The organism is Treponema denticola (genome assembly GCF_024181645.1).
Lineage (GTDB): Bacteria > Spirochaetota > Spirochaetia > Treponematales > Treponemataceae > Treponema_B > Treponema_B denticola_A.
In genome coordinates this window covers 358,073-372,904 of the sequence record NZ_CP058624.1, presented here as the reverse complement: position 1 = coordinate 372,904, position 14,832 = coordinate 358,073, and the positions used below count along the sequence as shown (strand labels likewise).

The 14,832-nt window shown below is 39.8% G+C and carries 11 protein-coding genes; 5 read left to right on the top strand and 6 right to left on the bottom strand.

The features are described from left to right. Positions 1–12: 12 nt before the first annotated feature. From HO345_RS01725 to HO345_RS01715, 3 genes are all read left to right on the top strand, one after another. Complete coding sequence (locus tag HO345_RS01725) at positions 13–1,641, top strand: ATP-binding protein (RefSeq protein WP_253683550.1); 1,629 nt, start codon at positions 13–15, stop codon at positions 1,639–1,641. 30 nt (positions 1,642–1,671) lie between these two features. Further along, positions 1,672–3,627 (top strand): excinuclease ABC subunit UvrC, encoded by a 1,956-nt coding sequence (gene uvrC / locus HO345_RS01720; protein ID WP_253683549.1) that lies wholly within the window; start codon positions 1,672–1,674, stop codon positions 3,625–3,627. Between the two features lie 368 nt (positions 3,628–3,995). Beyond that, positions 3,996–4,211 (top strand): hypothetical protein, encoded by a 216-nt coding sequence (locus HO345_RS01715; protein ID WP_044957704.1) that lies wholly within the window; start codon positions 3,996–3,998, stop codon positions 4,209–4,211. A 115-nt stretch (positions 4,212–4,326) separates the two neighbouring features. On the opposite strand, the gene HO345_RS01710 is transcribed toward HO345_RS01715, so the two are convergent. The 6 genes from HO345_RS01710 to HO345_RS01685 form a co-directional block, all read right to left on the bottom strand. Continuing rightward, positions 4,327–5,355, bottom strand: a complete 1,029-nt coding sequence (locus HO345_RS01710) for a formylglycine-generating enzyme family protein (protein ID WP_253683548.1) — start codon at positions 5,353–5,355, stop codon at positions 4,327–4,329. Between the two features lie 170 nt (positions 5,356–5,525). Continuing rightward, entirely contained in the window at positions 5,526–6,236 is a 711-nt protein-coding gene (locus HO345_RS01705) for a DUF4469 domain-containing protein (RefSeq protein ID WP_436411229.1), read from the bottom strand. A 359-nt stretch (positions 6,237–6,595) separates the two neighbouring features. Then, positions 6,596–6,811, bottom strand: a complete 216-nt coding sequence (locus HO345_RS01700) for a hypothetical protein (protein ID WP_253683546.1) — start codon at positions 6,809–6,811, stop codon at positions 6,596–6,598. 49 nt (positions 6,812–6,860) lie between these two features. Then, positions 6,861–8,249 (bottom strand): DNA repair protein RadA, encoded by a 1,389-nt coding sequence (gene radA, locus HO345_RS01695; RefSeq protein ID WP_253683545.1) that lies wholly within the window; start codon positions 8,247–8,249, stop codon positions 6,861–6,863. 32 nt (positions 8,250–8,281) lie between these two features. Beyond that, the gene (locus HO345_RS01690) at positions 8,282–9,112 is read right to left on the bottom strand and encodes an Mrp/NBP35 family ATP-binding protein (RefSeq protein ID WP_002667387.1); all 831 of its coding nucleotides are present in this window, start codon (positions 9,110–9,112) and stop codon (positions 8,282–8,284) included. Positions 9,113–9,245: 133 nt separating this feature from the next. Beyond that, entirely contained in the window at positions 9,246–10,856 is a 1,611-nt protein-coding gene (locus HO345_RS01685) for an ATP-binding protein (protein WP_253683544.1), read from the bottom strand. A gap of 291 nt (positions 10,857–11,147) precedes the next feature. Between HO345_RS01685 and HO345_RS01680 the strand changes: the two genes are divergently transcribed. Together HO345_RS01680 and HO345_RS01675 are read left to right on the top strand one after the other, a co-directional pair. Beyond that, a complete protein-coding gene (locus HO345_RS01680) occupies positions 11,148–12,974 on the top strand; it encodes an ABC transporter ATP-binding protein (RefSeq protein WP_253683543.1) in 1,827 nt (608 codons plus the stop codon). Further along, complete coding sequence (locus HO345_RS01675) at positions 12,961–14,790, top strand: ATP-binding cassette domain-containing protein (RefSeq protein WP_253683542.1); 1,830 nt, start codon at positions 12,961–12,963, stop codon at positions 14,788–14,790. Before HO345_RS01680 ends, HO345_RS01675 begins: the two co-directional genes overlap by 14 nt. Positions 14,791–14,832: the final 42 nt, after the last annotated feature.

Below are 14,832 nucleotides of genomic sequence, written 5' to 3'. Positions count from 1 at the left end.
AAGGAGAGGCTTATGCTTGATTTGTCCAGAAAACTTCCCATAGGTGTTCAAAGTTTTGAGGTTATGCGGAACGATCAATTTATTTATGTCGATAAAACTCAATTTATTTTTAGATTAGTACATTCAAATCGAGTTTACTTTTTAAGCCGTCCCCGCCGTTTTGGAAAGAGTCTTTTTCTTTCTATGCTTAAAGCCTATTTTTTAGGACAAAAAGAGCTTTTCAAAGGATTGTATATCGAAAAGGCGGAAGAAGAAAGAAGTGTAAAAACCGGTGAAGAAAGCTGGCAGGAATATCCTGTTCTTTATTTTGATTTTAACACGAAAAATTATATAAAAACAGCTTCGCTTATAAGTATTATTAATTTACACCTTGATTTAATAGAAGAAACCTATAATATCAAAAAAACATCAGGCGATGTCGAGCTTAGATTTATGCAGATAATTTTATCTCTTCACAAGCAGACAGGTAAACAAGTAGTCATTCTTGTAGATGAGTATGACAAACCTCTTTTACAAACTATGGAAGTAAACAAAAACTTGAATGAAGAATACCGTAACATTCTCAAAGCATTTTATTCTGCGATAAAGACTTGTGACCAATATATAAGATTTGCTTTTTTAACAGGCGTTACAAAATTTAGCAAGGTAAGTATTTTCAGCGATTTAAATAATCTAAAAGATATAAGTATGCTGAACGATTATGCAGAAATTTGCGGAATTACACAAAATGAAATGGAAACATCTTTTAAAGTTGAAATTGAAAAACTTGCAAAAGCAAATAATATGAGCACTGCACAAATACTAAAAGAATTAAAAAACAGCTATGACGGTTATCTTTTTAGCAGCGGAGGACAAGCAGTATACAATCCTTTTAGTATTCTAAATACTTTTGACTCTTGTGAATTTAAAAACTATTGGTTTGCAACAGGTACTCCGACTTTTTTGGTAAACTATATAAAAAAAACTCAATATAACATTCAAGATTTGGATGGAAAGATTGAGCTTGATGAATCCGGCTTAACGGATTATAGAGTTGATTCAGCTTCTCCGATTCCTATTCTTTTTCAGGCAGGATATTTAACTATCAAAAGCTATAATACAAAATACAAACTCTATACACTGGGATTCCCCAACGATGAAGTGAGATATGCTTTCTTAAACAGTCTACTGCCTGCATACTCAAGTCTTGACTCAACTACAACAGCATATTCGATTAAGGAATTTTCAAAAGACATTGAGGAAGGAAATACCGAATCTTTTATGCAAAGATTAAAAGCTATTATATCGGGTATTCCGTATGATAATTTGGGAACTAATTTAAGCGGAGAAAAAACTAAACTGCGCGAGCAAAACTATCAAACGGCGGTCTATCTTGTATTTAAATTAATGGGACAATTTGTTGAAACGGAGGTTCAATGTTCTACAGGCAGGGCTGACTGCGTGGTAACTACAGAAGATAATATATATGTATTTGAATTTAAACTCGATGGCTCCGGTACGGCAGAAACAGCATTAAATCAAATAAAAGAAAAAGCATATACTGAGCCTTACAATACGGGAAACAAGAAAATAATTGCGATAGGCGTAAGTTTTGATCAAACCTCAAAAACAATCAAAGATTGGATTATTGAAAAAATATAAATTATTCTAAAAATGGAACAATCTTCATTTATGGAAAAAAACAGTGTTCGTGAAAAACTGCATACGGTTGCTCTCTCGGCTCCGAAAACGAGCGGGGTTTATCTTTGGAAGGATAAGGCCGGAACGGTTATCTATGTCGGGAAGGCTAAATCTTTAAAGAACCGCCTCAGTTCTTATTTTACATCGAACAGGGATATTAAAACCCGAATCCTAGTTTCCCGTGCCGAGTCAATCGAGTACATTCAAACTGAAAACGAGTATGAAGCCCTCCTCTTGGAAAATACTCTAATCAAAAAACATAAGCCGAGATACAATATAAATCTAAAAGACGGAAAAACCTATCCCGTCTTAAAATTAACCAATGAAGAATTTCCGAAAGTTTACCGCACTCGGAACATTAAAAATGACGGCTCAAAATATTTCGGGCCATTTCCCAATGTTTCGGCCGTCGATATGTTTTTAACTCTTATAAAACATAATTATAGCCTGCGTCAATGTAAGAGATTAAAAAAGCGGGAGACTCCTTGCCTTTATTTCCACATCGGAAGATGCAAAGCTCCATGCTGCGGTAAGATAAGTGCAGAAGAATACGGTAAGGATATAGAAGAAATTACCCTGCTTTTAGAAGGCGAAATGGAAGATGTTTCCGCCACATTAAAAGAAAAGATGAAAGAGGCGGCAGAAAAAAAAGAGTTTGAAAAGGCTGCCCGCCTCCGCGACGGAATACAGGCAGTCTATGCTCTCCGCGGACAAAACATAGTTCAAGACATGGACCCCGAAAGCCGCGATTATATTGCATGGGCCTTTGAAGGAGCCATGGTCAGCATCGCCGTTTTAAAGATGAGAAACGGACGGCTTGTCGGCCGCGACCTTTACCGCTCGCACAGCTTAAAAGAAGAAGGTGAAATTCTATCCGAATTTATATCGGCTTATTACACTTCGGCAAACGAGGTTCCGCCTAAAATATTTATTCCGCAAGCTGCCGAAGGAAACGCCCTCATCGAAAAATGGCTTAACGAGGAGCTTCACGCAAAGACAAGGATAAGCATTATTCCATTAGAAAAAGAAAGTCTTGCAGCAGAAGAAACATCAGCGGCAGACACTCTTACCGAAATCGAAGAAGCGGCTTCCAAAACAATAGGCTACGCCGTTAAAGAGCCGGCATCTTCGGCTGCCCAAGAAGAAAGGCTCAATCTTTCTCCGGCTGAAATTAAACACCACAAGGCAGCATTAAAGATGGCCCGCTTTAATGCAAAAGAAGATGCTATGCGCCGCCTAAGAGAACAGGGAGATTTTGCCGCTGTTGAAGACTTGCAAAAAAGACTTAACCTCCCCTGCCTTCCGCAGCGTATCGAGGGCTTCGACATTGCTCACCTCGGCGGCACATTTACGGTCGCTGCCCTGATTTCTTTTAAAGAAGGAAACCCGGACAAAAAGAATTACAGGATATTCAGGTTAAAAAATACTGACGGCGTAATCGATGACTATGCTTCGATGAGGGAAGTAATAGCCCGCCGCTATACCCGCCTTCTCAACGAGGGTGCAGATCTCCCCGACTTAATTCTTATAGACGGAGGCATTGGGCAGGTAAATGCTGCAAGCAAAATTGTAAACGCCCTAGACCTCGGCATTCCGGTTATCGGCCTTGCCGAAAAAAATGAAGAGGTTTATTTTCCGCATAACTCTGAACCCGTTATCTTGCCTCGAAGAAGCGATGCCCTCCGCCTTCTCCAAAGAATCCGAGATGAGGCACACCGTTTTTCAAACACAAGGAACAATAAGCTCCGCAGGGCAAACAAACTTAAAACCGAATTTGAGAACCTTCCCCACATCGGCAAAAAAAGAGCCCATGTTTTGTTAAAAGCCTTCGGCAACACGGAAAACCTAAAAACGGCAACAGCCCAAGCTATTTCCGAAACCGCAAAGATTTCTTTAAAACAAGCAGAAGAAGTTTTGGAAGCGGTGAGGGGCGAGTGTACGGACTAAGAGAAAAGAAGTACACAGCCGCTGGACAAGCGAAAACAATTTTCATAGGTATTTAGATGTGATATCTCATGATGACTTTAGAGATAAAATCCTTTTTTCATGCTGATACCCTAGTAATACAAATGATCGACTATCCAATCCTTGATTGTTCTCTGTGCAGAACCCTAAAGGTAAGCGAAACTGGCTTTTACAAGTGGAAGCGGAACCGCACAAAGATGAAACACTGGCAACTTCTTCTGGTCGAAATACACAAGATTCTTTCACAAGAGCTGAAGAAGTCCTGATGGGCTTACCAAAGCCGACAGAAAGACTCAAAGACCTGAAAATCTTTTGAAAGGGGACTTTAGCGCAGACGCTCCTAACAAAAAATGGCTGACCGATATAACACTCATTTCCGTGTAAAGATGGAAGGCCTATACCGCATAGATACAACAAAATTGAAAAGGGAAGAAGTAAAGAAAATCGTCTGGAGGTTTATTGTGTACTACAACCGACGAAGGATTACAACAATGAATCCGAAAGGTTATCCTCCTGCGATTTATCGGGAGCTATTTGAAACAGGTTTATTAAAACCGGCAGCTTAAACTACATTTTAGGGAATTTAGGGTCTGCACTATTACTGACTTTTTCAAAACTCGAAACTCAAAATCGGACACAGATGTCCGATTTTGAGTACCTCATAGGCAAAATGTGTGAGCTCTAGGGACGCGAGACCACACGCAAGCCCAGATCGCGGTGGTGCTCGCCCGCGAAGGCGAAGGACCGACAAGCACGAGCGGCGTCACCCGCACCGAAGTCGTAGCTACCACCGCGCAGGACGCGGCTGCTACTACCAAAATCATCGCCCGTAGGATCCTGCCCGCCCATAGGCGTGTTAGTACTATACGTGTCCCAGCACCATTCCAATATGTTCCCGCTCATGTCATAGAGCCCGTACCTGTTCGGCTGCCTATCTTTTACTTTATGCGTTTTATTACCGCCATTTGTATTGTACCACGCATAGTTAACCAGCTCGTTTTCTGTATCCGTTCCCGCCCATTTGTCGTTTGTACCGCCCATTGCGGCCCATTCCCATTCAGCCTCCGTCGGTAAGCGGAAGCCTTTTGCGCTCCATTTTGCATACGGCACCTTATTACTTGCAGCATGTTCCGTCGTATATATGGTATCAAAAGAGGCGTCAATGTAATACACACACTGACTTTCTCCCAATTCCGGCACTTTTTTCGTTAGTTCATTGCAGAACGCTATACAATAATACCAACTTACATTCTCAACAGGATTTTTAGCATCTTTATAATTGCTCGGATTAGTACCCATCACCTTTTTCAACAACTCCTGCGTTACTTCCGTTTCTCCTATCCGGTAGCCAGTAAGACTTACCGTGTGCGGTTCATTATTGCTCTCATTGGCGTGCCCTACGCTTCCTTTCGTCACGGCGGCAATGCCCTTCATCGTAAAGCTTACACCGTCAACCATATAGGTTTTGTCGGTAGGAGGCGGCGTTCCGCCTCCTCCACCTGAGTTACCGCCTCCGCCGGAATTGCCGGAGTTACCTGAGTTGCCTCCTCCGGAGTTACCTCCCGAACTGCTGCCTGACGGTTGGTTACAGCCGGTAAAAAGCAGCGCTGCTGCCAATATTGCGGCTATGATGAGCACCGCCGCTCTTTTCAGTGCACAGAGCCTGCCGCTTGAAGCGGCTGAGCTCTTGTTCAAATTTAATTTTATCATATATTTTCTCCTAAAAAATGATATGCTGTTTATAAAGGAAAAATCCATTAATTCTGAATAAGGTCTTCACCGTACAGTAAACCGGTCATTCCCCGCTCGGGGAAAGGGGACTTCCCTGTACGGGGAATGAACCCTTCCCTTAGCGGGGAAAATGCCTTTCCTAAAACTTCCTATGCCTTTGCCTTGCAAGGATAGCCGTATACTATTTCGCGTATTTGCAAAAGAGTTTTATTGCCTGTGCTGAATTTAGTCCGCACCATTACTTCTACCTTTCCTTCCGGTACTTCTTTAGGTACGCGGGCGATGATTTGGCTAGGGTTATTAACTGAAAGCCGGCGGTTAGTCTTGTATTCGGTGCCGTCTGCGGCTTTAAAAAATACACCTTGAGCCGGATCGGTTTCGTCTACCTTGATTTTACTTCCCTCGATTATAATATCATCGCCGATTGTGAGAGAGCCGTCTTTTAAGCCGGTCGCGGTATCGGTTATTTCGGTAATGCGGGCAGTTTCTTCTTTTGCACCCAGCACTTTAACACCAATTGCATCAAGGGTTGTGCGTAAATCCGCAGTCGGGATTAGGTCGACGGTACGCTTGTGTATTTTTTCATCGTAAGAAGAATTTTCCGTCTCCCATACACCCGATACACGCGGGCTAATTTGTACAAGACCGTCCATAAAACTCAAACCTTCTTGGATAAGGTCTTTTACAGCCTTATCCCTCATGTTGAGAATGTTGATAATTGTTTCCTTGCGGAATTCCGAGCGTTCTTTGGTGATCATTTCTGCAATGTCCTCATTTCTCTGCGTAGCAGCATGTGCATGAACATCCGCTATGCAGTCCCTGTCGTTGTCCTTGGTCAAGGTGTTGGGGCGCAAGTGCACTTCCCAAACAAATTTCTTTTTAGCCATATCTTCCTCCTGTAGTTTAAGGGGGTGCCCCCTTAAAAATCCCCCGGTTAGGGGTGCTTTTTTCTTTTTTCCGACAAAAGAAAGAAGCACCCCTATAACCCCGAAAAAAGAAAAGTGCGGCTTATGGGCTTTGCCCCTAAGAACCCCATTTTTCTGAACAAGATGTTCGGGGATGTTGGCGTGAGTTGAAAGGCCTTAATAGGCTTTTCAACATCCGAATATATAAAAAAAGCCCAAGGACAGAAAGCCGATATTTGACTGACAGGCTGTCTTTGGGCATGATTTGAGTAATTGTCTTTATTGTGAAAATTTCATTTAGGCATGATAAGGCCTTAGCTGTGAAGCTGTGAAGCTGTGAAGCTGTGAAGCTGTGAAGCTGTGAAGCTGTGAAGCTGTGAAGCTGTGAAGCTGTGAAGCTGTGAAGCTGTGAAGCTGTGAAGCTGTGAATTTTGCCCTATGCGGTACTTTATGTCAAGAGCTTTTTCAAAACTTTTTGTAATTTTTTTATGAGAATGATTGTAACTGCTGTCGGGGCCTTTGTCTTTCATTACGGTACAGTATAGCATGTTTCCACACAAATATCAACCGTTTTACGGCTCAGCCGCCAAACACCTTCTTTATTGCCGAGCTTAAATCTTCTGCCTTAAAAAGCTGTGAGGTGTTTATGTCTCCGGCTTCGGAATCGGAAGGAGGAGGCGAGACGACTTTTGTAAAGCCCATGCTTTGGGCTGTTTTGATTCTTTGCTTTAATTTTTTGACGCTTCGGATTTCTCCTGCGAGGCTCAATTCGCCAATGTAGGCTCCTTCTTTTTGGGCAGGTATATTTGCACGGGCGGAATAAAGAGCAAGTGCTATGGCGAGGTCGGCGGCGGGTTCTTTAAGCCTTATGCCTCCTGCAACGTTTACATAAATATCTTGATCCGAAAATTGTAAGCCTATTCTTTTTTCTAAAACGGCGGCGATGCGGCTGACGCGGGCAGAATCTATCTTGTCCGAAAAGACCCTTGTAACCGCACCCTTGGCAGGAACTGTAAGGGCCTGTATTTCTACCATAAAAACACGGCTCCCCTCGCAGACGGGAACGGCAGCGGAGCCCGCAGGCAGGGGCCCGGTCCGATTGGTAATAAATAATGAAGACGGGTCATCTATGGCTTTTAAACCGCTTTCATCCATCGAGAAAATTCCAAGCTCGTCAACCGAACCGAACCTGTTTTTTAGGGCACGCAAAAAACGCACATCGTCCTCTGTTCTCTCAAAGGAAATGACCGTATCCACGAGGTGTTCGAGAACCTTAGGCCCCGCTATGTTTCCGTCCTTTGTTACATGGGCAGTTAAAAATAAAACGCTGTCCCTCTCTTTAACCCAAGATACAAGTTCGTGAGCACATAGCTTTAACTGATTTATAGTTCCCGGAACGGCTCCGGCATCTGCGGAATACATAGTTTGAATTGAATCGATTATGACAAAAACGGGATTTACTTTGTTTAAAACCCTCTCTACATCTTCCAACCTGCAAGTGCATAAAAGTTCAATATTTTTTAAAGGAAGATTCAGCCTATCGGCACGGGAACGGATTTGCCCGCCAGATTCTTCTCCCGAAACATAGAGAACTTTTTTTACGGAACCCGAAGAAGAGGCCGAAGCTGCTTGTAAGAGCAGGGTCGATTTTCCTATACCCGGCTCCCCTCCGATCAAAATTGCCGAACGCTTTACGGCACCTCCGCCCAGCACCCTGTCAAATTCCGCAATCCCCGTAGAAAGGCGGACGGCATCATTTGCTTCAATAGCATCAAGAGGAACGGAATGAGCTTCTTTTACAAATTTTTCTGCAATGCTCCTTTCGGCTGCGGAATAATCTTGATTGATTGTAACTTCTTCAAAAGTGTTCCATTCGCCGCATTCGGGACATCGGCCGAGCCAGCGGGCTTGAGTGTAACCGCATTTGTTGCAGCGGTGTGCAAGGTCTCCGGTTTTCTTTTTTGCCATATGCGTTCCTTAAAATAAACATTCCTATTTAATTAAAGTTTTGCAATACATTCAACAATAGGATTGAACCATGGTGCATCAATGTTTTCTATTTTGCCTTTATCGCAAGCCTTCGCAATTTCAGGATCAATAGGAAGTTTTGCAAGAACCGGAATACCGTATTCTAAGGCTATTTCATCAATGCCGCTTTCTCCGAAAATATGATAATCTTTTCCGTTATCGGGACAAGTAAAGTACGAGAAGTTTTCAACCAAACCGATTATGGGTATGTTCATCTTTTTTGCCATATTGACAGCCTTGGCAACTATCATTGAAACAAGTTCCTGAGGAGAAGTCGCCACAATAATACCGTCTACAGGTATAGATTGGAAAACGGTAAGAGGCACATCGCCGGTTCCGGGAGGCATATCGATAAACATAAAATCAATATCTTTCCAAATAACATCCGTCCAAAATTGTTTTACAGTGCCGGCAATTACAGGTCCTCTCCATATGACAGGATCGGTTTCGTTTTCAAGAAGCAGATTAACCGACATAATATCAATTCCGGTTTTAGTCTTTGCAGGAAAAATCCCCGAATCGTTTCCTACAACAGTTTCGGATATTCCGAAAGCTTTAGGAATAGACGGCCCTGTAATATCGGCATCAAGGATAGCACATTGATAACCTTTTTTTTGGGATTGTACCGCAGATAAGGAAGTAATAAGAGATTTCCCTACTCCGCCCTTACCGCTTATAATTGCGATAACTTTTTTAATGCTGCTGAGTTTATTCGGGCTCTCAATAAAACTATTCGGCGCAGCAGTTCTTTCATCACAGGTTAAATTACAACCTTCACATTCATGATTACAAGTTTGACTCATACTCTCTCTCAAAATAAAAATTTATTGGGAAACATACTCAATATATTAATAATTACTATACATTCAATTTAAAAAGACTTCAAGTAGGCGTAAAAGATTGAGATAAAAATTGAGTATTAAGGCATTACCTCATTTAAACTATAGCCGAGGTCATCCAATCTTTGATAGTCCTTTTTTCTTCGTCAAAACTAGAACCGATTGCTATAATTTTTTTACCGCTGCCTGAGTACCTGTCTGCATAATTTTTCTCTTTGATTTGTTTTACGGCATTCTCCGCCGTTTCGTTTGAGGTAAGCTTAAACTCAAAAATATAAACCTTATCTTTGAATTCTACAACACAATCAGCCCTGCCTGTTGCACAATGAACTTCAGTATGCACAAACTGGTTCATCAATGCAAAGACAAGATAAACCGCTGTCTGATAGTTTTGTTCCCGTAAGGCTAAATCTTTTTCGGTTAAATTGTCGTAGGGTATTCCTGAAATTATTCCCTTCATCTTTTGCATAAAGCCGTCTACATCTCCGGCCTCAATTTGCTCGTAAAATTCCCAAATCGAAAGCCCCGTTTTATCGGTTCTTATTGAAGTGTAAGCCGGAAGCAAATTATCCAAAAATCCGTAACGCACTTCATCATTCGGAAAGCCCAAGCGGTACAATCTTGAAAAATCGTTATAATCTTTAATTGTCAGATACCCCGATTGAAAAAGAATGGGCAAGGGATTTATTGCATCTGCTCGGTAGGATTCTAAACCTGTCTCATTCATCTTTACATTTCCGTCAAGGTCGGGAATATTGTAATAAGCCTTTTTTAAGTATTCGACCAAGAATGTCGGTGTGCCGGTTGCAAACCAATAGCTTGAAAATTCTCGGGAAGCAAAAACATTTAAAAGGCTGAAAGGATTATACATTGCCTTTCCCTTTCTTGCAAAAAGGTAGCCGTCATATCTTTGTTTTAATTTTGCAAGAGCATCTTCATAAGTCAAGCTATTATTTTCTGCGAGGGCTTCAATCTCAGGCTTAAAATCGGCTTCAAGTTCTTCTTGCGAGATACCGCAGATTCCTGAGTAATCCGACAATAGGCTTAAATCCCGTAAGTTGTTTAAATCGCTGAATATGCTTACCTTGCTGAACTTCGTAACTCCGGTTAAAAAGGCAAAGCGGAGGTATTGGTCTGCACTTTTTATAACTCCAAAAAAACCTTTAAGAATTGTGCGGTAGGTTTCATTTAAGGCTTCATCCTTCCACATAGTTTGAAGAAGGGGCTTATCGTACTCGTCGATTAGAATAACAGCCTGCTTACCGGTTTTTTCATAAGAGCGGCGGATAAGACCTGCAAAGCGGCTCGCAAAAGTGGTCTCTGCAGCTTCCCTTCCATAGTCTTTTTCCCATAAGGAAAGATGAGTATTTAAAACGGTTTCAAGGCTCTTTATATCCATATAGCTTTCGGCATTAAAATCCAAATAGAGTACCGGATATTCCTGCCAGATTTCACGTTTTCTTTTTTCGGCTTCTTCAAATTTCTCAATCGCTAAGGCCTTGAAGAGTTCTTTTTGACCGAGGAAGTAGGCTTTTAGAGTGGAAAGCAAAAGGCTTTTCCCAAAGCGGCGCGGACGGCTTAAAAAGTGGACTCGGCTTTCGTTTACTAATCTCCAAATAAGCTCCGTTTTATCTACATAGACAAAACTTTCTTTTCGTAGAACCTCAAAACTTTGAACGCCTATGGGCATTTTTCTAATCGTACTCATAAGAATAGTATAGCAGAAAAAAAAGAAATTTACAACATAAATAAAACATTAAAACCCTTGACCGATTTTCAATACTATGTTAGAATAAACTTACATATTTAAATCTTCCTATTAAAATAAGCAAGCGGAAGAAACATCAGTTTCTGAGCATTGCTTATTTTCCGCCGTTTCGCAACAAAGTGAGAAACGGCATACAATCAAGCGAAGTTTGCCCGCAAGGCAAACTCGCAGTGTTTTTAGACAATGCCGCTTGCATTGTCTAAAATAAACCTTAACTTTAGAGAGGAAATTATGGAAAAAAGCGATACAAAATTAAACCTTTTTAACAATATCTTCTATTACTTAGGAGTTTGGTTAAAAACCTTCCCGGCTGGTATTTTCTTTATACTTATTTCGGTACCTATCCGTATTTTTATGATTTATCAAACCATTCTTATTCCGAAAACCATTATATTGGGTATTGAAACCGGAACGGAGGCTAAGCCGATTTTACTTTCCATATTGACGGCAGGGCTTTTGATAACAGCCTGTAAAATTATCATACAGGTACTTGAAACAAAGCTGATGGCTCTAGGCTCCCGCCCTCTATTCCATATTTATTCGGTACCTGTAAATAAAAAAATGTTTGAGCTTAACTATCAAACCCTTATTTCTCCTGAGGTGCAAACAAAAATAACCAAGGTAAAAAACATAGTCATGACGGGAAGCTCGGGCGGCCCCTTTCATTTTTTCGGACTTAATTTATCCTTTCTTTTAACCGCAATTGCAGGAGCTTTTTTCTTCAGTTCAGGTATTATAAGCATCGACTTAATTCTTCTATTTATTGTCTTGGCTTCAGGAACCGTAAATTTACTGTACGGAATCTATACGGGAAAATACACACAAAAAAACATGGAAGACCGCGGCGATGACGAGAAAAAAGAGAGCTACATTCTTACAACGGCGGAAGACAGACGCTTTGCAAAAGACATCCGCCTTTATAAAATGAAAGATTGGCTGATCGAAAACTTTGAACACTATCACGGACGAGTAAAAAAATTTTTGAGAGCAGAATCGAATGTACAGGCAGGAGGAAAAATTCTAAATGCCTTAATGATTTTTATAAGAGATGTTTTTGCCTATATTTACTTAATTTATCAATTAAACGCCGGAGCCATTGCCGTTTCTCAATTTGTTTTTCTTATCGGCTTGGTTATGGAATTCTCAAAATGGATGGACGCTATAGTTCTTCAGATAAGTAACCTCATTATATTTAACAGCGAATTAAGTCAAATAAGAATTTTTTTGAACACTCCCGATGAAAAAATAGGCGGAGAGCTTACCGTAAATGATACGAGCGAAAAACCTTCAATCGAATTTAAAAATCTTTCCTTTAGATATTCGGAAAACGCAGCATGGATTTTTAAAGACTTTAATTTAAAAATTGATGCAGGAGAAAAGTTAGCTCTTGTCGGTATTAACGGGGCGGGAAAAACAACGCTCATGCACCTTTTAATGGGACTTTTAGAACCCACCGAGGGCTCCGTTTTAATTGACGGAAAAAACAGCACGGACTTTAAAAAGACGGAATACTATAATTTGTTTTCTCCGGTATTTCAGGATATAAATATTTTTCCGGAAACTTTTGCAGCAAATATTGCCGGAACGGAAAATATAAATGAAGAAAAATTAAAAGATGCAATTACTTCGAGCGGTTTAAATGAAATGGTTTCAAGTCTCCCGAATGGCAGCCAAACTATTTTAGTAAAGGAAAGCAATGATGAAGCAATCGATTTATCGGGAGGACAAAATCAAAGGATGCTGCTCGCCAGAGCTCTTTATAAAAATGCAAAAATAAATATTCTGGATGAGCCGACGGCTGCCCTTGACCCGATTGCGGAAAGTAAAATATATGAAGAATATGATGCAATGAGTAAAGAAAAGACTTCTATTTTTATTTCGCACAGACTCGCATCTACAAAATTTTGTGACAGGATTATTTTACTGGAACACGGAAAAATAATAGAAGAAGGCACTCATAATGAACTTATGAATCAAAATAAAACATACAGAAACATGTATGATGTTCAAAGTAAGTATTATAAAGAAAATAAAGGAGATGAAAATGAAGAGGCTTAAAAGATTTTTTAGAATGTTTTTTTATTTTGAAAAAATAGAGAAGGGCTCAATGTGGAGCAGCATCTTTTTTAATATAATAGAGGCCCTGCGGCCTTTCTGCCTTCTCTATTTATCCAAGATAATCATTGAAGCGGTAACATCGCAAAGATTGTTGAGTGAAGTTTTAAGATCGACCCTTATTCTTTTAACGGCATTTATGCTTTTATCGATAATTTCAGGAATATTGGAAAAACGCTTTATGTACCATTTAAAATGTTTTTCTAAAAAGCATACTATGGAAAAAGCTCTTAAAGTATTAAGATTAAATTTTGAACTTACCGAACAAAACGAATTTCAAAACGATTTAAATTCAATCAAACAATTTGAACGCTTTATAGTTTTTTCTCACAGCGATTTTATGAGAAAAACCGGAACCTCTGTAGGAGGATTTATAGGAGCAGGAGCAGCCTTGTATTTTTTTATAGGTCTTTTTAATTCCCAAGGGTTTATGGGGCTTTCAGGAACATTTATAAATTCAGCCTTTTTAATTCTCTTGATAGCCTTTAATATAATTTCTTTTTATTTGGCAAAATATATTTATAAAAAATTCGGAGACCATATTTCGGGAGAAGTCAAAAAAAGCGCTCGTTATATAAAATCTTATATGAATTTAATTTATGATTATAGGACGGGAAAGGATATTAGATTATATGATAAGGCCTTAGCCGAAAAATACACAGGTACCTATCTTGCAATGCAGAAAAGCACCCATGATTTTATGGCAAAGTTTTTTTCCCGTACTATAGGGTCAGCTAAACTCCTCGAAGGCTCTCTTTTGCTTTTAGTTTTTTTATTTGTAGGGCTAAAAGCCGTTTACGGTTCCATTGCCTTAAGTGAAGTCTTTTTTTTCATAGGAGCTATAAACGTTTTTTCGGCTCAAATATCTGAAGCCATGGACGGATTAACTACCCTTGTTGCTTCAGATAAATCCCGTAAAAAATTATTAAACTTCCTCGACATAGACGAAAAAAAATACTCAGGAAAACTTTCCATAAAAAAAGACGAGCCAATCGTATTTGAATTAAAAAATATAAGTTTTAAATATCCAGACCGAGATAAATATGCTCTTAAAAATATAAACCTAAAAATAGATTCAAGTCAAAAACTTGCAATGGTTGGTAAAAACGGATCGGGAAAAACCACTCTTATCAAATTACTTGTAAGACTTTACGAGCCGACTGAAGGAGAAATACTTTTAAACGGAGTAAACATAAAAGAATATGATTATGATGAGTACATAGATGTGTTCTCGGTTGTCTTTCAAGACTTTAAATTACTGTCTCTTAAATTAGGCGAGAATGTTTCCGCCTCAAGTTCTTATGACGAAAAAAAGGTTGCCGATGCTCTTTTAAAAACGGGTATGGAAGATTTTTATAAAAAGCATGGAGGCGAAGCCTATCTATATCAAAACTTTGACATAGGAGGAATTGAAGCATCCGGCGGAGAAGCTCAAAAAATTGCAATGGCACGCGCAATTTATCACGGAGGCAAAATATTTATTTTGGATGAACCTACGGCAGCCCTCGACCCTATTTCGGAAGCAGAGATTTATTCACATTTTGATAATATAACTTCAAAAAATACTGCAATCTATATTTCGCACCGGCTTTCATCTTGTAAATTTTGCGATAAAATTGCCGTTATGGATGAAGGCAGTCTTGTTCAATACGGGAATCATAATGAACTAGTTTCCGATGTAAACGGCAAGTACTATGAACTTTGGAATGCACAAGCAAAATACTATCAAGAGGACGAAACTCAGAACAAAAGTTTTTAAATTTCCAATTGACTATTTACATATCCTCTATTATAATTATTC